General features: G+C 72.0%; 12 protein-coding genes and 1 pseudogene. 9 read left to right on the top strand and 4 right to left on the bottom strand.

Annotated features, from left to right (window positions below):
* Positions 1-88: 88 nt before the first annotated feature.
* On the bottom strand, positions 89-715 hold the full coding sequence (locus tag BMZ82_RS17435) for a terpene synthase family protein (protein ID WP_093776714.1): 627 nt from the start codon (positions 713-715) through the stop codon (positions 89-91).
* Positions 716-989: 274 nt separating this feature from the next.
* On the opposite strand from BMZ82_RS17435, the gene BMZ82_RS17440 reads away from it, so the two are divergent.
* From BMZ82_RS17440 to BMZ82_RS17450, 3 genes are all read left to right on the top strand, one after another.
* Positions 990-2,441 carry a glycine hydroxymethyltransferase gene (locus tag BMZ82_RS17440; protein WP_093776716.1) on the top strand — a complete coding sequence of 484 codons (1,452 nt, stop codon included), beginning with the start codon at positions 990-992 and terminating at the stop codon, positions 2,439-2,441.
* Positions 2,442-2,505: 64 nt separating this feature from the next.
* Positions 2,506-3,519, top strand: coding sequence for a tryptophan--tRNA ligase (gene trpS / locus BMZ82_RS17445; RefSeq protein WP_093776718.1), 1,014 nt, complete (start codon positions 2,506-2,508; stop codon positions 3,517-3,519).
* A gap of 195 nt (positions 3,520-3,714) precedes the next feature.
* Complete coding sequence (locus BMZ82_RS17450) at positions 3,715-4,293, top strand: 2'-5' RNA ligase family protein (protein WP_093776720.1); 579 nt, start codon at positions 3,715-3,717, stop codon at positions 4,291-4,293.
* 11 nt (positions 4,294-4,304) lie between these two features.
* Here BMZ82_RS17450 and BMZ82_RS17455 read toward each other — a convergent pair whose 3' ends face one another.
* The gene (locus BMZ82_RS17455) at positions 4,305-5,090 is read right to left on the bottom strand and encodes a decaprenylphospho-beta-D-erythro-pentofuranosid-2-ulose 2-reductase (RefSeq protein ID WP_093776722.1); all 786 of its coding nucleotides are present in this window, start codon (positions 5,088-5,090) and stop codon (positions 4,305-4,307) included.
* A gap of 104 nt (positions 5,091-5,194) precedes the next feature.
* Between BMZ82_RS17455 and BMZ82_RS17460 the strand changes: the two genes are divergently transcribed.
* The gene (locus BMZ82_RS17460; RefSeq protein ID WP_093776724.1) at positions 5,195-6,145 is read left to right on the top strand and encodes a YihY/virulence factor BrkB family protein; all 951 of its coding nucleotides are present in this window, start codon (positions 5,195-5,197) and stop codon (positions 6,143-6,145) included.
* Here BMZ82_RS17460 and BMZ82_RS17465 read toward each other — a convergent pair.
* Positions 6,099-7,472 carry a D-alanyl-D-alanine carboxypeptidase family protein gene (locus BMZ82_RS17465; RefSeq protein ID WP_256251962.1) on the bottom strand — a complete coding sequence of 458 codons (1,374 nt, stop codon included), beginning with the start codon at positions 7,470-7,472 and terminating at the stop codon, positions 6,099-6,101. The genes BMZ82_RS17460 and BMZ82_RS17465 overlap by 47 nt on opposite strands.
* Positions 7,473-7,563: 91 nt before the next feature.
* Between BMZ82_RS17465 and BMZ82_RS17470 the strand changes: the two genes are divergently transcribed.
* From BMZ82_RS17470 to BMZ82_RS17495, 5 genes and pseudogenes are all read left to right on the top strand, one after another.
* The gene (locus BMZ82_RS17470) at positions 7,564-7,803 is read left to right on the top strand and encodes an SCO4848 family membrane protein (RefSeq protein ID WP_093776728.1); all 240 of its coding nucleotides are present in this window, start codon (positions 7,564-7,566) and stop codon (positions 7,801-7,803) included.
* A gap of 2 nt (positions 7,804-7,805) precedes the next feature.
* Positions 7,806-9,059 (top strand): metallophosphoesterase, encoded by a 1,254-nt coding sequence (locus BMZ82_RS17475; RefSeq protein WP_093776730.1) that lies wholly within the window; start codon positions 7,806-7,808, stop codon positions 9,057-9,059.
* 181 nt (positions 9,060-9,240) lie between these two features.
* On the top strand, positions 9,241-10,794 hold the full coding sequence (locus BMZ82_RS17480) for an ABC transporter substrate-binding protein (RefSeq protein WP_093776891.1): 1,554 nt from the start codon (positions 9,241-9,243) through the stop codon (positions 10,792-10,794).
* Between the two features lie 109 nt (positions 10,795-10,903).
* Positions 10,904-12,664 (top strand): annotated as a pseudogene (locus tag BMZ82_RS17490) (MMPL family transporter); the annotation flags it as partial.
* Positions 12,665-12,803: 139 nt separating this feature from the next.
* On the top strand, positions 12,804-15,779 hold the full coding sequence (locus tag BMZ82_RS17495; protein WP_093776732.1) for a type 1 periplasmic-binding domain-containing protein: 2,976 nt from the start codon (positions 12,804-12,806) through the stop codon (positions 15,777-15,779).
* On the opposite strand, the gene BMZ82_RS17500 is transcribed toward BMZ82_RS17495, so the two are convergent.
* On the bottom strand, positions 15,736-16,530 hold the full coding sequence (locus BMZ82_RS17500) for a TetR/AcrR family transcriptional regulator (protein WP_093776734.1): 795 nt from the start codon (positions 16,528-16,530) through the stop codon (positions 15,736-15,738). The two genes, BMZ82_RS17495 and BMZ82_RS17500, sit on opposite strands and share 44 nt — an antisense overlap.
* Positions 16,531-16,535 lie beyond the last annotated feature (5 nt).

Consider the following 16,535-nt stretch of genomic DNA (forward strand, 5'->3'; position numbering starts at 1 on the left):
GGTCGGTGATCCAGTCCCTGGTCAGCAACGCGGCTTCCTGCGCGCTGACTTGACGGTGACGGGGCAGCACGGCCAGCAGGTTGTACCGCTATCCCTGGGAGAGTTCCTTGGGGGCGGAGAACAGGTCGTTCGTCCACGCGCCGATGTCGACGGCGCACTCGACCAGCCGCCGGTACAGGTCGCCGGAGACGAAGACGTCCGACAGTTCGTGGCGGTGGGCGTACTCGATCAGGTCGAAGTGCCAGTACAGGGTCGAGGAGACGCGCCGCCAGGGGACGTACTCCTCCGGCGGGGGCGGGGCGCCGGAATCGGTGCGGGCCGAGCCGATCTGCTCGTTGACGCGGTTCCAGTCGGCGAGGTGGGCGCGGAAGCGGGCCCGCCAAGCCCGGCTCATGGGCTCCTCGACGACGTCCAGCAGCGGGGACGCCAGGAGGGCGTGGGGCCGGGGGGCGTCCTCGTCGGAGTGGTCGTCGTCGAGGAACATCATCAGGTCCACGCAGGCGAGCGCGTCCAGCCGGTCGCGGGGCGCCGTGGGGTAGAGCCAGGCGGCGAACCGGTCGCACTGCTGGGCGTAGGCGCGGTCGGCGACCTGCGGGGCGGCGTAGAGACCGGTACGGGCGGCCCACGCGCGGGCCACTGCGGCGGCCTCGGCCGCGTGGGGGTGGAGCCGCTGGGGGAACGGCAGCGTCAGCGGGGGCAGGACGAGCTGGGTCACCCGCTCATGACACTCCCCGGGTGGGGGCGCGTGCAGGCGCGCACCAGGGTGGTGAAGGAGCACTCGGCCTCACCACACCCCCCGCTCGCATGGTGGACCGGGCCAGGTCGGCCCGGGGAACGGCCGGTAGGGTGGCCGTAGGGCCGTGACTGGCGCGCTGGGATGGGACGGACCATCGGGGAGCGGCCCGGGAGCAGTACGAGTGCCGTGCGCCTGGGCCGAACCGTGAAACCGTGACCGCTTTCCCAGCACCACGCCACCCGGAGGCCGACGCATGTCCGAGCAGCAGCCCCTCTCCACCGAGTCCACGGCCTTCCGTGCCGCCCTCGACGTGATCCGCGCCGTCGAGCCGCGCGTCGCCGACGCCATCGGCCAGGAGGTCCACGACCAGCGCGAGATGCTCAAGCTGATCGCCTCCGAGAACTACGCCTCCCCGGCGACCCTCCTCGCGATGGGCAACTGGTTCAGCGACAAGTACGCCGAGGGCACCGTCGGCCGCCGCTTCTACGCGGGCTGCCGCAACGTGGACACCGTCGAGTCGCTGGCCGCCGAGCACGCCCGCGAACTGTTCGGCGCCCGGCACGCCTACGTCCAGCCGCACTCCGGCATCGACGCCAACCTCGTCGCCTTCTGGTCCGTCCTCGCCGACCGCGTGGAGGTGCCGTTCCTCGCGAAGGCCGGCGCCCGCCAGGTCAACGACCTCACCGAGGCCGACTGGGCCGAGCTGCGCCAGGCCTTCGGCAACCAGCGCATGCTGGGCATGTCCCTGGACGCCGGCGGCCACCTCACCCACGGCTTCCGCCCCAACATCTCCGGCAAGATGTTCGACCAGCGCTCCTACGGCACCGACCCCGCCACCGGCCTCATCGACTACGAGGCCCTGCGCGCGAGCGCCCGTGACTTCAAGCCGCTGATCCTCGTCGCCGGGTACTCCGCGTACCCCCGGCTGGTGAACTTCCGGATCATGCGCGAGATCGCCGACGAGGTCGGCGCGACCCTCATGGTCGACATGGCGCACTTCGCGGGCCTCGTCGCCGGCAAGGTCCTGACCGGCGACTTCGACCCGGTCCCGCACGCCCAGATCGTCACCACGACCACCCACAAGTCGCTGCGCGGGCCGCGCGGCGGCATGGTCCTGTGCGACGACTCCCTCAAGGACCAGGTCGACCGGGGCTGCCCGATGGTCCTCGGCGGCCCGCTCCCGCACGTCATGGCGGCGAAGGCGGTCGCCCTCGCGGAGGCCCGTCAGCCCTCGTTCCAGGACTACGCCCAGCGCATCGTCGACAACTCCCGCGCGCTGGCCGACGGCCTGATGCGGCGCGGCGCGACCCTCGTCACCGGCGGCACGGACAACCACCTCAACCTGATCGACGTGGCCTCCTCCTACGGCCTCACCGGCCGCCAGGCCGAGGCCGCGCTCCTCGACTCCGGCATCGTCACCAACCGCAACGCCATCCCCGCCGACCCGAACGGCGCCTGGTACACGTCCGGCATCCGCATCGGCACCCCGGCCCTGACGACGCGGGGCCTCGGCACGGCGGAGATGGACGAGGTCGCGGCCCTCATCGACCGGGTCCTGACGACCGCCGAGCCCGGCACGACCAAGTCCGGCGCCACGAGCAAGGCCTCCCACGTCCTGGACGAGAAGGTGGCCGAGGAGATCGCGACCAGGGCGACTGACCTGGTGGCGGGCTTCCCGCTGTACCCGGAGATCGACCTCGGCTGAGCCGACCCCGATGGGCGTGGGGACCCGTTCCTGGTGGTCCCCACGCTCTGAGACAATAAGGAACATGGCCTCAGACCGACCCCGCGTGCTCTCCGGAATCCAGCCCACCGCAGGCTCGTTCCACCTCGGCAACTACCTCGGCGCCGTCCGCCAGTGGGTGGCCCTCCAGGAGTCGCACGACGCGTTCTACATGGTCGTGGACCTGCACGCGATCACGGTCCCGCAGGACCCGAAGGAGCTGACGGCCAACACCCGCCTGGCGGCGGCGCAGCTCCTCGCAGCCGGGCTCGACCCCGAGCGCTGCACGCTCTTCGTCCAGAGCCACGTCCCGGAGCACGCGCAGCTCGCCTGGGTCATGAACTGCCTCACCGGCTTCGGCGAGGCGGCCCGGATGACGCAGTTCAAGGACAAGTCCGCGAAGCAGGGCGCCGACCGCGCGAGCGTCGGCCTCTTCACGTACCCGATCCTCCAGGTCGCGGACATCCTGCTCTACCAGGCCAACGAGGTCCCCGTCGGCGAGGACCAGCGCCAGCACATCGAGCTGACCCGCGACCTCGCCGAGCGCTTCAACGGCCGCTTCGGCGAGACCTTCGAGATCCCCAAGCCGTACATCCTCAAGGAGACGGCGAAGATCTACGACCTCCAGGACCCGTCGATCAAGATGAGCAAGTCGGCGTCCACGCCGAAGGGCCTCGTCAACCTGCTGGACGAGCCGAAGACCACGGCCAAGAAGGTCAAGAGCGCGGTCACCGACACCGACACCGTCGTCCGGTACGACGCCGTCGAGAAGCCCGGCGTCAGCAACCTGCTCACCATCTACTCCACGCTGACCGGCACCAGCATCCCGGAGCTGGAGCAGCGCTACGAGGGCAAGCTCTACGGCGCGCTCAAGACGGACCTCGCCGACATCGTCGTCGACTTCGTGACGCCGTTCCGCGACCGCACCCAGCAGTACCTGGACGACCCGGAGACGCTGGACTCGATCCTGGCCAAGGGCGCCGAGAAGGCTCGCGCGGTCGCCGCCGAGACCCTCGCGCAGACCTACCAGCGGGTCGGCTTCCTCCCCGCGAAGCACTGACACCAAGCACTGACACCAAGCACCGGCACGAAGCACCGACGGCGCTCGGCAGCACCGAGGGCGCACCGTACACACGTTCACCGGGCAGAGCGCTGCACATCACTTCCCCTGCGCCTGCCCAGAGCACAGCCGTGCCCGTACAGTCGATAGCCGTACGACTCAGTACGAACCAGGCCTGACAGCAGAGGAGAAGATGTGGGGACCGTAACGATCGGTGTGTCGATCGCGGTCCCGGAGCCCCACGGCAGCCTGCTCCAGGAGCGGCGCACGGGCTTCGGCGACGCCGCCGCTCACGGCATCCCCACCCACGTCACGCTGCTGCCGCCGACCGAGATCGACGCGGGAGCGCTCCCGGCCGTAGAGGCGCACCTCGTCGAGGTCGCCGCGGCCGGCCGGCCCTTCCCGATGCGGCTGTCCGGCACCGGCACCTTCCGGCCCCTGTCGCCGGTGGTCTACATGAAGGTCGTCGAGGGCGCCGAGGTCTGCGCCTGGCTTCAGCACCGGGTCCGCGACACCTCCGGGCCGCTGATCCGCGAGCTCCAGTTCCCCTACCACCCGCATGTCACCGTCGCGCACGGCATCGACGAAGCGGCGCTGGACCGGGCCTTCGAGGAGCTCTCGCACTACGAGGCCGAGTGGTCCTGCGCCGGCTTCTCCCTCCACGAGCAGGGCCCCGACGGCGTCTGGCGCAAACTGCGCGAGTACCCCTTCGGCAGCGCGGTCGTCCCGCCGCAGGCCGCCCACGTCGACCGCGGCACCCTCCCGACCCGCTAGACCGGCACCCGCTAGATCGGCAGCCGCCGGAAGGCCGCCCGTGGCGCGTGCCGCAGCGCCGCCATCACGACCCGCAGCAGCCCCGGCACCCACACCGTCTCCGAGCGCCTCCGCAGTCCCAGCTCGACGGCCGTCGCGACCGCCTCCGGGGTCGTCGCCAGCAGCGACCGCGCCGGCCCGGCGGCCGTCCTCGGCCGGACGGACCCGGGGCGTACGACCATGACGTGGACGCCCGTGCCGTGCAGCGCGTCGCCCAGGCCCTGGGTGAAGGCGTCGAGGCCGGCCTTGCTGGAGCCGTAGATGAAGTCCGAGCGGCGGGCCCGCTCACCGGCGACCGAGGACAGGACGACCAGGGAGCCGTGCCCCTGCGTCTGAAGCGACCGCGCGGCGATCAGCCCCGCCGACACCGCCCCGGTGTAGTTGGTCTGCGCGACCCGCACCGCCGCCGCGGGATCGCGCTCGTCGGTCGCCTGGTCGCCGAGGACGCCGAAGGCGAGCAGCACCAGATCGACGTCCCCCTCGGCGAAGACCTTGCCGAGCACCGCCTCGTGGGACTGCGGGTCCAGCGCGTCGAAGGGCACCGTGTGGACGTCCGCCCCCAGAGCGCGCAGCTCGGCCGCCGCCGACTCCAGGGCGGGCGAGGGCCGTCCGGCCAGCCACACCGTGCGGGTGCGGCGGGCGATCAGCCGGCGGGCGGTGGCGAGCGCGATCCCGGACGTACCGCCGAGCACGAGCAGCGACTGGGGGAGACGTTCGGCGGAGGAGTGGGGGAGACGGGGGCCAGAGGATGGGGGCATGCAGGCGACCGTATCGCCCGGCTATATCCTGTTAGTCCTCCTGGTTGTCCAACATTCGCCCCCTACCCGAAATGGGCGATCGCTTTTGGGGCAGAGTTCGGATCATGGACTGGCTGAGCAGACTTCCCGGCGTCGGGCCGTTGGTGACGCGCCTGATGGCCACGCACGCGTGGCGGTCGTACGAGCGCCTGGACCGGGTCAAGTGGACGCGGCTGGCCGCCGCCATGACGTTCGTCAGCTTCATCGCGCTGTTCCCACTGCTGACCGTGGCCGCCGCCATCGCCGCCGCCACCCTGAGCACCTCCCGGCAGCAGGAACTCCAGAACAAGATCGCCGACCAGGTCCCCGGCATCTCCGACCAGCTCGACATCCACAACCTGGTCCAGAACGCGGGCGCCATCGGCCTCATCGCGGGCGCGGCCCTGCTGTTCACCGGCATCGGCTGGGTCGGTCAGATGCGGGACTGTCTGCGCGCGGTGTGGGAGCGGCCCGACCCGGACGAGAACCCCGTCCTGCGCAAGGCCAAGGACGCGGGCGTCCTCGTCGGCTTCGGCGGGGCCGTGCTGCTCACCCTCGCCATCTCCACCGTCGCGTCGGCGCTGGTCGGCTGGCTCACCGACCAGCTCGGCATCGACAAGGACGGCTGGGGCGGCATCCTGCTGCGCGTCGCCGCCTTCACCATCGCCGTCCTCGCCGACTTCCTGCTCCTGCTGTACGTCCTCACCCTGCTGCCCGGCGTCGAACCGCCCCGCCGCCGCCTCATCGTCGCCGCACTCCTCGGCGCCGTCGGCTTCGAACTGCTGAAACTGCTGCTCAGCGGCTATATGCAGGGCGTGGCAGCGAAGAGCATGTACGGCGCGTTCGGCGTGCCCATCGCCCTGCTGCTGTGGATCAACTTCACCGCGAAACTCGTCCTGTACTGCGCGTCCTGGACGGCGACCGGCACCGCCCCGAACAACCCGCTCGACCTCGACGTCAGCGACGACGGCGACGGTGACGACGACGGCGTCAGCGGCGGCGGCGTACCAGGTCCGGCAGCGGCCAGCGGCGGTTGACGAGGAACGCGCCGCCCGCGAGCAGCACCAGCAGCCCGCCGGTGATCGCCAGCGCGATCCACACCCCGCGAGAGCCGCCGTCGGTCACCGCGCTCGCCACCGGCTTCGCCGACCCGTTCCCGGCCCCGCCTGCCTGCCTGGCGCCCGCGCCGGAGGACGGGTTCCCGGCGGGCTGCGCACTGGCCTGCGCGGCGCCCTTGGGCGCGACCAGCTCACCCACCGGCGTCACCTTGCCGGCTGCCTGGAAGCCCCAGTCGAAGAGCGTGGCGGCCTCCTTGTAGACCTCGTTGTGGTCGGTCTTCGACGGGTTCATGACCGTCACAAGGAGCACCTTGCCGGCCCGCTCGGCGACGCCGGTGAAGGTGGCGCCCGCGTTGGTCGTGTTGCCGTTCTTGACGCCCGCGATGCCCGGGTACTGCGAGATGTCGTAGTCGCCGCTGAGCAGCCGGTTGGTGTTCTGGATCTCGAAGGTCCCCCGGCTGGTCTTGCCCTTCTTGTTCTTCGTCGTCTCGCCCGGGAACTTGGCCGAGACGGTCGAGCAGTACTCCCGGAAGTCCTTCTTCTGCAGGCCCGAACGGGCGAACAGGGTCAGGTCGTAGGCGGAGGAGACCTGGCCGGGGGCGTCGTAGCCGTCCGGGGAGACGACGTGCGTGTCGAGGGCCTGGAGCTCCTCGGCGTGCTCGTTCATCTCCGTCACCGTGCCGGCGACGCCGCCGTTCATCGCCGACAGCACGTGCACGGCGTCGTTCCCGGAGCGCAGGAAGACGCCGAGCCACAGATCGTGGACCGTATACGTCTCGCCCTCCTTTATCCCGACGAGGCTGGAACCCGCCCCCATGCCCGCGAGATCCTTCGGGTCGACCTTGTGCACGGTGCTCTTGGGGAACCTCGGCAGCACGGTGTCCGCGAACAGCATCTTCATCGTGCTCGCCGGGGGCAGCCGCCAGTGCGCGTTGTGCGAGGCCAGCACGGCCCCCGACTCGGCGTCCGCGACGATCCACGACCGCGCGGTGAGCTCCTTCGGCAGCACCGGCGCGCCGCCCGCGATCGCCACCTGCGTCCCGGCCATCCCGAGCCGCGTACCGCCCACGCTCGACATGTTCGCCGGGGGAGTTGCCGACGGCGAGCCACTGGCGGACGGCGACGGCGACTTGCCGGCCGTCGGTGACGCCGACGCCGACGCCGACTTGCCGGCCGACGGCGACGGCGTCGGGCCCGGCGCCGCCAGCGAGGCGGGCGCGGTCAGCGCGAGGGACGCGAGGGAGGCGAGGGTCGCGGAGGTGACCAGCAGGGATCGCCTGACAGTCTGCTTCATGGGTGCGGGCACGACGGAGAACGTACCCGGCACACGACGGGAAGTCCCGCCGCCTTCCCCACCCCGCTCACGGAACCGGACACCAGGCGGCGATACTGAACCCATGAAGCTCAGCCGCCCCGTCTCCTGGTTCCTGCTCGCCTTCGGGGTGTGGAGCTGGGTCATCTGGGTCACTTTCGTCAAGAACCTGGTCAAGGACAGCAGCGGGCTCGCCTTCGACAACGGCGACCCCACGGCGTACTTCTGGGTGCACCTGACGCTGGCCGTCGTCTCCTTCGTATTGGGGACGGTCGTCGGGGCCATCGGGTTGCGTGGGCTGCGCGCACTGCGTCGGACGTCATGACGATGGTGATCCTCTTCGCGGTGATCGCCCTGCTCGCGCTGACCGTCGTGGTCGCCGCGACCTGGTACCTGTGGCGTCGCCTCTTCCGCGACACGACCAGCGGCCCCGGCCCGGTGCGCCGCGCCGGTGCGGTGGCCCTCGCGGGCGGCTGGCTGCTGGCGGTCGGCGCGCTGGTCGCCGAACGCACCGGCGCCCCCTTCTGGCTCCAGCGCGCCCTGGCCTGGCCCGGCTTCCTGTGGCTGGCCCTGTCGATCTACCTGCTGCTGGCCGTCCTCGCAGGCGAGGCCGTACGGCCCCTGCTGCGCCGCTTCCTGGACCGCCGCGCCCACGACCGGACCCCGGCCGTCGAGACGCCCGTACCGCAGCCGGTTCCCGCGGGCGCGCGCTCCCCGGAGCAGCCCGAGGAGCCGGTGTCGCGCGGGCCGGCGGCTCCCTCGCGGCGGCTGTTCGTCTCGCGGGTGGTGGGCGGCGCGGCCGTCGCGGCCGCCGTCGGGACGGTCGGGTACGGCACCTACGGCGTCCTGCGCGGTCCCACGGTCAAGCGGGTCACCGTCCCGCTCGCCAAGCTGCCGCGCGCCGCCCACGGCTACCGGATCGCCGTCGTCAGCGACATCCACCTCGGGCCGGTCCTCGGCCGGGGCTTCGCGCAGAAGGTCGTCGACACGATCAACGCGACGCAGCCCGACCTGATCGCCGTCGTCGGCGACCTGGTCGACGGCAGCGTCAAGGACCTCGGCCCGGCCGCCGCGCCGCTCGCGGGGCTCAAGGCCCGGCACGGCAGTTTCTTCGTCACCGGCAACCACGAGTACTTCTCGGGTGCCGCACAGTGGGTCGAGGAGGTGCGGCGGCTCGGCCTGGACCCGCTGGAGAACGCCCGCACCGAACTCCCCTGGTTCGACCTGGCCGGCGTCAACGACCTCGCGGGCGAGAGCGAGGGCCAGGGCCCCGACTTCACCCGGGCGCTCGGCGACCGCGACACCACGCGCGCGTGCGTGCTCCTCGCCCACCAGCCGGTCCAGATCCACGACGCCGTCGCGCACGGCGTCGACCTCCAGCTCTCCGGCCACACCCACGGCGGCCAGCTCTGGCCCGGCAACTACGTCGCCGCCGCCGCTAATCCGACCCTGGCGGGCCTGGAGCGTTACGGGGACACCCAGTTGTACGTGTCCCGGGGCGCCGGTGCCTGGGGCCCGCCCACCCGCGTGGGCGCCCCCTCCGACATCACCGTCGTCCAACTCGCCTCCGCCCAGGCCTGACTGACACTGTGAAGAACCTGTGAAACCCGGCGAAAACACCCGTCGGTAAGATCTTTCACAACTCGTCAGATTCCTCTTCCCCCAGGTGAAACACGTGTGATTAGGTGAGCCGGCCGCCAGGGGAGTGGCGTTTTTTGTGGACTGGGCCCGGCGCACGGGCCTGGGGAGGCAGGGCATCAGCATGCGATCGGCTCGCACGCGGATCCTCGTGGCGCTGCTGGTTCTCGCGGTCGCCGGAGTGGGCGGCTGGCAGTTGCTGCCGTCGCAGGACAACAGCGCCGCGACCATCACCGTGGGCACGACGGACACCGTCACCTCGCTCGACCCGGCCGGGGCCTACGACGCCGGTTCCTGGGCCCTGTTCAGCAACGTCTTCCAGTCGCTGCTGACCTACCAGCCGGGCGGCGTCTCACCGGTGCCGGACGCGGCCAAGGAGTGTTCCTTCGCCAAGGGCGGCCTGGTCACGTACACCTGCGCGCTGCGCGACGACCTCACCTTCCCCGGCGGCGGCAAAGTCACCGCCAAGGACGTCAAGTTCTCCTTCGACCGGGTCAAGAAGATCAACGCGGACGTCGGCCCGGCGGCCCTGTTCTCCACCCTGAAGTCGGTGGACGCCAAGGGCCTGACCGTCACCTTCCACCTGTCCGCGCCCGACGCCACCTTCCCGTTCAAGGTGGCCACCGGGGCCGGTTCGATCGTCGACCACACCCGCTACCCGGCAGACGCGCTGCGTAAAGGCAACGATGTCGACGGCACCGGACCGTACGAGCTGACCGGGTACACGAAGGGCAAGAAGGTCCTCCTCGCGCCCAACTCCCGCTACAAGGGCGCTGTTTCCACCGGCGCGCCCATCGAGCTGCGCTACTACGCCGACCCCGACGCCCTCGAGAAGGCGTGGAAGGGCAAGCAGATCGAGGCCGCCACCCGGCAGTTGCCGCCCGCGACGCTCGCCGCCCTCAGCACCAGCGACCCGAACCAGCGCGTCACGGTGGCCGACAGCGCCGAGACCCGCAACCTGTACCTGAACACCCGCTCCGGCTCACCGCTGCACGACACGGACGTCCGCAAGGCGATGGCCTGGCTGATCGACCGCGAGCAGCTCGCGTCGACGGTGTACGACGGGACCGTGGAACCGCTGTACGCGCTCGTCCCGACCGGCATCACCGGCCACAGCACCTCCTTCTTCGACAACTACCCCGACCAGAGCCTCAAGAAGGCCCGCAAGCTGCTGGAGGAGGCCGGTGTCAGCACCCCGGTGACCTTCACCTACGGGTACGGCCTGGGCAGCGGCGCGGCGGCCGACGAAGCCAAGGAGATCAAGCGGCAGTTGGAGGCCGGCGGCCTGTTCAAGGTGGACGTCAAGGGTTACGAGTGGACCGACTTCCAGAAGCGGTGGGCCACCGGCAAACTCGACGCGTACGCCGTCGGCTGGGTCGCCGACTACCCCGACCCGGACACCTTCGCCGCCCCGCTCGTCGGCACCGGCTCCACCATGAACACCGGCTTCAGCGACAAGGACGTCGACAAGTACATCGCGCAGAGCCGGCAGTTCGCCGACCGCAGCCGCGTCGACGACGACTTCCGCGACCTCCAGCGGATCATCGCCGACGAGGTGCCGGTCATCCCGCTGTGGCAGCGCAAGGAGTACGTCGTCACCAGCGCGGACGTCGGCGGCGGCCAGTACCTGGCGGACGGCAACGGCGTGTTCCGCCTCTGGAAACTGGACTGGATCTAGCGGGAGTTCTCGGCGGACGCGCCCCGCGTGGGCAGTTCCACCGTCACCGCCAGCCCCTCGCCCGGCGTGGTCCGCACGCTCACCTCGCCGTCGTGGGCCCGGACCACGCCACGTCACCGACATCCCCGACCTGGCCCCGCTGCTCTCCTCCCTGATCGGCCTCGGCGTCGGCATCGACTACGCCCTGTTCATCGTCACCCGGCACCGCAAGGGCGTCCTGCGCGGCGAGGACCCCGAGGAGTCGGCGGTCACCGCCCTCAACACCTCGGGCCGGGCTGTGCTGTTCGCGGGCGGCACGGTGTGCATCGCGCTCGCCGGCATGCTGGTGACGAACCTGCGCTTCCTGGACGGCGTCGTCATCGGCACGTCCGTGACCGTGGTGCTGAGCGTCCTCGCCGCGACGACCCTGCTGCCCGCCCTGCTCGGCTTCCTCGGCGTGCGCGTCCTCAGCCGCAAGCAGCGCAGGCGGCTGGCCGCGACCGGCCCCGAGCCGGAGAGGGCGAGCAGCCTCACGGCCCGCTGGTCGGTGACCGTGCAGCACCGCCCCCGCCGGATCGCCGCGCTCGCGCTCGTCGTCATGGCCGTCCTCGCCCTGCCCATGCTGTCGCTCCGCCTCGGCGCCACCGACCAGGGCAACGACGACGCTGCGACCACCACCCGCAAGGCCTACGACCTGCTCGCCGAGGGCTTCGGACCGGGCTTCAACGGCCCCCTCCAGGTGGTCGCGGCCGACGGCGACACCACGGCGCTGGTGCGGGGCATCAAGGCCACCCCCGGCGTCGCCCAGGTCGCCGCGCTGCCGCCCGCGCAGGGCGTCACCATCATCCAGGTGGTCCCCACCACCTCACCGCAGTCCGAGGCGACGGACACCCTGATCGACCGGCTGCGCGACGACGTCGTCCCGAAGGCCGGGGTCAGCGCGCACGTCGGCGGGGTCACGGCCGTCTCCAAGGACTTCGCGACGGTCACCGGCGACCGCCTCCCGCTGTTCATCGCGACCATCATCGGCCTCGGCTTCCTGCTCCTCATGGTCGCCTTCCGCTCCCTGGTCGTACCGCTCACCGCGGCCGTCATGAACCTGATCGCGGCGGCGGCCTCCTTCGGCGTCCTCACCGCCGTCTTCCAGTGGGGCTGGGGCCTGGACCTGCTCGGCCTCGGCAAGGAGGGCCCGATCAACGCCTTCCTGCCGGTCATCATGCTGTCGCTGCTCTTCGGCCTGTCGATGGACTACCAGGTGTTCCTGGTCAGCCGGATGCACGAGGAGTGGGTGCACACCAAGGACAACGCCCGAGCGGTCCGGGTCGGCCTGGCGGAGACCGGCCGGGTCATCAACTCCGCCGCCCTGATCATGGTCTGCGTGTTCCTCGCGTTCGTCCTCAGCGGCGACTCGGGCGCGGCGATGGCGGGCGTCGGCCTCGCGGCGGCGGTCGCGCTGGACGCGTTCATCCTGCGCACCGCCCTCGTACCGGCCGCGATGCACCTCCTCGGCGACTCCAACTGGTGGCTGCCGGCGGGGCTGGAGAAGCGGCTGCCGCATCTCGCGGTCGAGCCGAAGGAGGCGGCACCGGGGCCGGTCGGCGCGGACGGCGAGGGTCCCGCCTCGGTCGTCCACGGCTTCGTACGGGACACGACCGGCGACCCGGTCGAGGGCGCCACGGTGAGCCTCCTGACGAAGGGCGGCCGTCCACTGGACCGCGTCACCTCCCTCGCGGACGGCTCCTACATCGTCTCGGTCCCGGCCCCGGGGACGTACCTCCTGTCGACGACGGCACCCGCGTACGCCTCGCGCGCCCGGCAGGTGACGATCGCGGACGATCCGCTGGTGTTCGACGTGGAACTCGCGGAGGGAGATGTGGACGCCGTGAACTGACCCCCGGGCACGCCCTCGCGCCGGTCCGCCGATCGGGTGACCGGTGCGGGGATCCCGCCACCGGGGACCGGGCGCGGTTCTACGGTCCCTCGTGATCCCGGTCGCACCGTGCGGCCGGGGCGGACCGGGGGAGGGGCCCATGGGCCTGCGGGGGAAGGAAGTCTGGCGGGACTCGGTGCCGAGCGCCGCCGGCGGGCTGGTCCTGGCCGTGTGCGACGAGCTGATCGACGGGCACGCGCGGCGGCGGGGCCCGATGCCCGTGGTCGTCGTGCACGCGGCCCGGGAGGAGTCGGACGGGCAGTACGACGGCGCGGTGCGGGAGCTGATCGAGCTGGTGCACCGCGCCCAGAAACCCCGCTGGCTGCTGTGCCGCAGCGTCGACCCGCCCGTCGGTCCCGACGCCCCGCCGGGCCGCCCGCCCGGCGACGGCACCCGCCTGGACGACCGGACGTACGCGGCGACGACGGCGCTGGTCAAGGACGTGGCCGAGGGCCCGTGGGAGAACCACCACCGCTGCCAGTACCGCCCGTACCGGATGCCCAGGTCACGGCTGATGGCCGCCCTGGACCAGGCCCTCGACCAGGCCCTCGCGCAGGCGCTGGAGCAGGCCCCCGCCCCGCCCGCCGACACCGACGCGACACCGGCGCCGCCCCCGCCGCCGGACCCGAGGGCCGTCGTGGCCCGGCTGGCGCGCCGCCGCTGGCAGCCCGCCCGCAGCGAGTCGGACGGCTTCTGGCGCACCCTGGGCGCGACCCTCAGCCCGGCGACGGTGCTGGGCGCGGCGGCCGTCGCCGTCCTCGGCGTCCTCGCCTCCAAGCTCGGCGCGTGGGCGCTCGCGGGCATGGCGCTGGCGATCCTGCTGCCCGTGGCCGGGCATCTGATCCGGCGTCGGCTGCCGCCGCTGTGGCTGGGCTCGGGCTGCCGCTGGTTCGCCACCACCACGTTCCCGGTGACGCGCAGCACCGACGTCGCCCCGGTCTGGTCGCTGTGGCGGCCCCGGCTGTCCGGCGACACGCTGGAGGAACGGGCCGCCGACGTGGTCCGCCAACTGCTCGCCGCCGCCGCGACCGATGACGCCGGGGAGGCGTCCGGTACCCGGGAGTCGGCCCGGCAGTTCTGCCTCCAACTGCGCACCCTGGCCCTCCTGGAGGACCTGCGCGAGAACCACCGCCCCGCCTGGGACTTCCGGCACCGCAAACGCACCGTCCCCCCGCTGCTGCTGATCCCCCGCGCCACCCGGGCCAACGGCGCGCTGCCCTTCCTGCGGGCCATCAGCGACGTACGCAGCCGGCGCAGCGAGCAGGATCCGCTGCTGGTCGTCGCCGGCGTCGCCCACGCGGACCTGGCCGACCTGCGCGAGCGCACCCCGCTGCCGCTGCCCGTGCGGGGCGGCTACCGCGAGCCCGCCCTGCTGTACGAGGCGTGGGTGACCCGCAGCCTGCGCACCGGCCAGGCCCCGAGCATGGACGCGGCCCTGCCCTGGCTGCTGCCGGTGGCCCTGCCCGGCTCCCTCCTCAGGCGGTACGACTCCGACGCCGAGATCAACGAACGCAGCACCTACCGCGTCCGGCGCAGCCCCTGGCTGCTCTGGTCGCGCTGGACCCTGGTCGCCGCCTGCGTCCTGGCCACCACCACCGCAGGCGGCTACTACGGCTATCTGCACCGCAACTACTGCGGCGATCCGGCGACTTTGCTGAGCCGCGACCTCGTGCTCACCCCGGACGACGAGTGCGTCGGCGTGTTCACGGACTACCCGCTGAAGGTCGCCGCCGACGCCCCCACGCTCGGCAGCGGCGGCCTGCGGATCGGCCTGGCGGTCCTCCAGGACCGGATCACCGAGGCCAACGACGCCGTGGACACCCGGCAGCCGTACATCACCGTCGTCTTCGCGGGCGCGCTCACGGCCCGCTCGACGGCGGAGGGCGCGGACGACGTGCTGCGCCAGCTCGCCGGTGTGTATCTGGCCCAGCGCCACTTCAACGACTCCCACGACGCGCTGCGGATGCGGGTCCGGATCGCCAACGGCGCGCAGGGCATGGCCGCCCAGGCGGAGATGGCCGACAAGATCGTCGAGTACGCCCGCCGGGACCCCAGCGTCGTCGGCGTGGTCGGCATGGGCATCCACGAGAAGAGCAGCGAGGCAGCGCTGCGCACCCTGAGCAGGGCGGGCCTGCCGGTCGTCGCCACCACCAACTCGGCCACCCACCTGGCCGAGGAGTTCTACAACTACGTGAGCCTGGCCCCCACCAACAGCGAACAGGCGTCGGCCCTGGTGGCCACCCTGCCGCCGCCGACGCCTGCGAACGCGCGCGCCGTCGTCCTGCGGCCCACCGAGGAGGGCGGCGCGGACTCGTCCTACAGCGCCGACCAGGCGGAGTCCGCGCGCACCGCGCTGGACGGCGCGAAGTTCCGGGTGGAGACGGAGAGGTACCCGACCTACGGCGGCGGCGGCGACTTCACCGGGGCCGCGCAGAAGATCTGCGACGCCGAGATCCACGTCGTCTATCTGGCCGGCCGGTCGACCGACATCGAGTCCCTGATGTCGGCGCTGCTGCACAACGGCTGCGGGCCGAAGAACCCGGTGACCGTCCTGTCCGGGGACGACATGACGAAGATCCGCTTCACGGACAAGAGCATGGAGTTCCCGGCGGGCACCACGCTGCGCTACGCCTCCCTGACGTACGGGGAGGCGCTCGAGTCCGGGTCCGTGTACCGCGCCGCGAAGAGCGTGTTCGGCATGAAGCACCAACCCGTCTGGAACGACGGCCTGTTCACCGACGGCTTCGCCGCCCTCTCCTACGACGCCGTGTTCGCCCTGCACGAGGCCGCCCAGCAGTCCGACGCCCGCGCCAACGGCGGCGCCGTCGCGGTGCTGGCGGCCCTGCACTCGGTCGAGCTGACCGACGTCTTCACCGGGAACATCAGCTTCCGCAACGCCGACGACCGCCACCCGGACCGGCGCGGCCACGGCATCGGCCTTTACGAGGTCACCCAGTCGGCCAAGGGCGCCCCGCTCGTCGTCACCTGCCTGAGCGGCCGCCGCTCGGGCCACGCCCCGCCGCCGGAAGAGGCTACGTGCGGGAGGACGGCGGGGGAGAAGCCGGCGGATCAGTAGGCGCGGCCTTCTTCTTGGGGTCCGGCAGGGCGTTGGTCATGCCGGGCAGGAAGTCCGTGAACAGGTCGTGGACCTCCAGGACGAGCGGCCGCAGCACCCGGAACCGGGCCAGCGCCACGCCCCGCGCGGTGAGGCGCGCGCCGCGTCCGGCCAGCCGGTAGCTGCGCTCGCGGCCCTCCGTACGGTCGTAGATCCAGTACATGACCAGGCCCATCTGGGAGAGCCACATCAACTCGGGCAGCACCTCCCGCAGTTCCTCCGGCACCTTCGCCTTCGACCCCGCGAGCACCTCCTTGTGGACGGCGATGGCCTCCACGCGCGCGTGCTCCGACTCGGTGGAGAAGGGGCTCAGCGGGCTGTCCGGATCGGCGGCGGTCTTGAAGAACTGCACCGCGAACTCGTGGTACGGCGTCGCCACGTCCAGCCAGGTGCGCAGCACGCCCGCGAGCCGCGCCTCCAGGCTGGTCTCCCGCGCCAGGATGTCCCGCGCCGCCTCCCGGTGCTCGGCCGCGAGCCGGTCGTAGAAGCCCTGGATCAGGTGTTCCTTGCCGGCGAAGTAGTAGTACGCGTTGCCGACCGAGACCCCGGCCTCCTGGGCGATGGCCCGCATCGTCGTCTTGTCGTAACCGCGCTCCTGGAACAGCCGCATGGCCGTCTCCAGGATCAGGGCCCGGGTCTGCTCGGACTTGGACGCGGGAGAGGGGGACGTCGGGGGTTCGGCCTCGGCTGGACCGTCGTTGTTCGCGGGCACGGAAG

Source organism: Streptomyces sp. yr375 (assembly GCF_900110755.1).
Classification (GTDB): Bacteria; Actinomycetota; Actinomycetes; order Streptomycetales; family Streptomycetaceae; genus Streptomyces.

Bases quoted from the DNA above. Each gene is read 5' to 3' on its own strand.
- BMZ82_RS17495 (WP_093776732.1), top strand. From the start codon at position 12,804: ATGGGCCTGCGGGGGAAGGAAGTCTGGCGGGACTCGGTGCCGAGCGCC.
- BMZ82_RS17440 (WP_093776716.1), top strand. From the start codon at position 990: ATGTCCGAGCAGCAGCCCCTCTCCACCGAGTCCACGGCCTTCCGTGCC.
- BMZ82_RS17480 (WP_093776891.1), top strand. From the start codon at position 9,241: ATGCGATCGGCTCGCACGCGGATCCTCGTGGCGCTGCTGGTTCTCGCG.
- BMZ82_RS17460 (WP_093776724.1), top strand. From the start codon at position 5,195: ATGGACTGGCTGAGCAGACTTCCCGGCGTCGGGCCGTTGGTGACGCGC.
- BMZ82_RS17455 (WP_093776722.1), bottom strand. From the start codon at position 5,090: ATGCCCCCATCCTCTGGCCCCCGTCTCCCCCACTCCTCCGCCGAACGT.
- trpS (WP_093776718.1), top strand. From the start codon at position 2,506: ATGGCCTCAGACCGACCCCGCGTGCTCTCCGGAATCCAGCCCACCGCA.
- BMZ82_RS17475 (WP_093776730.1), top strand. From the start codon at position 7,806: ATGGTGATCCTCTTCGCGGTGATCGCCCTGCTCGCGCTGACCGTCGTG.
- BMZ82_RS17470 (WP_093776728.1), top strand. From the start codon at position 7,564: ATGAAGCTCAGCCGCCCCGTCTCCTGGTTCCTGCTCGCCTTCGGGGTG.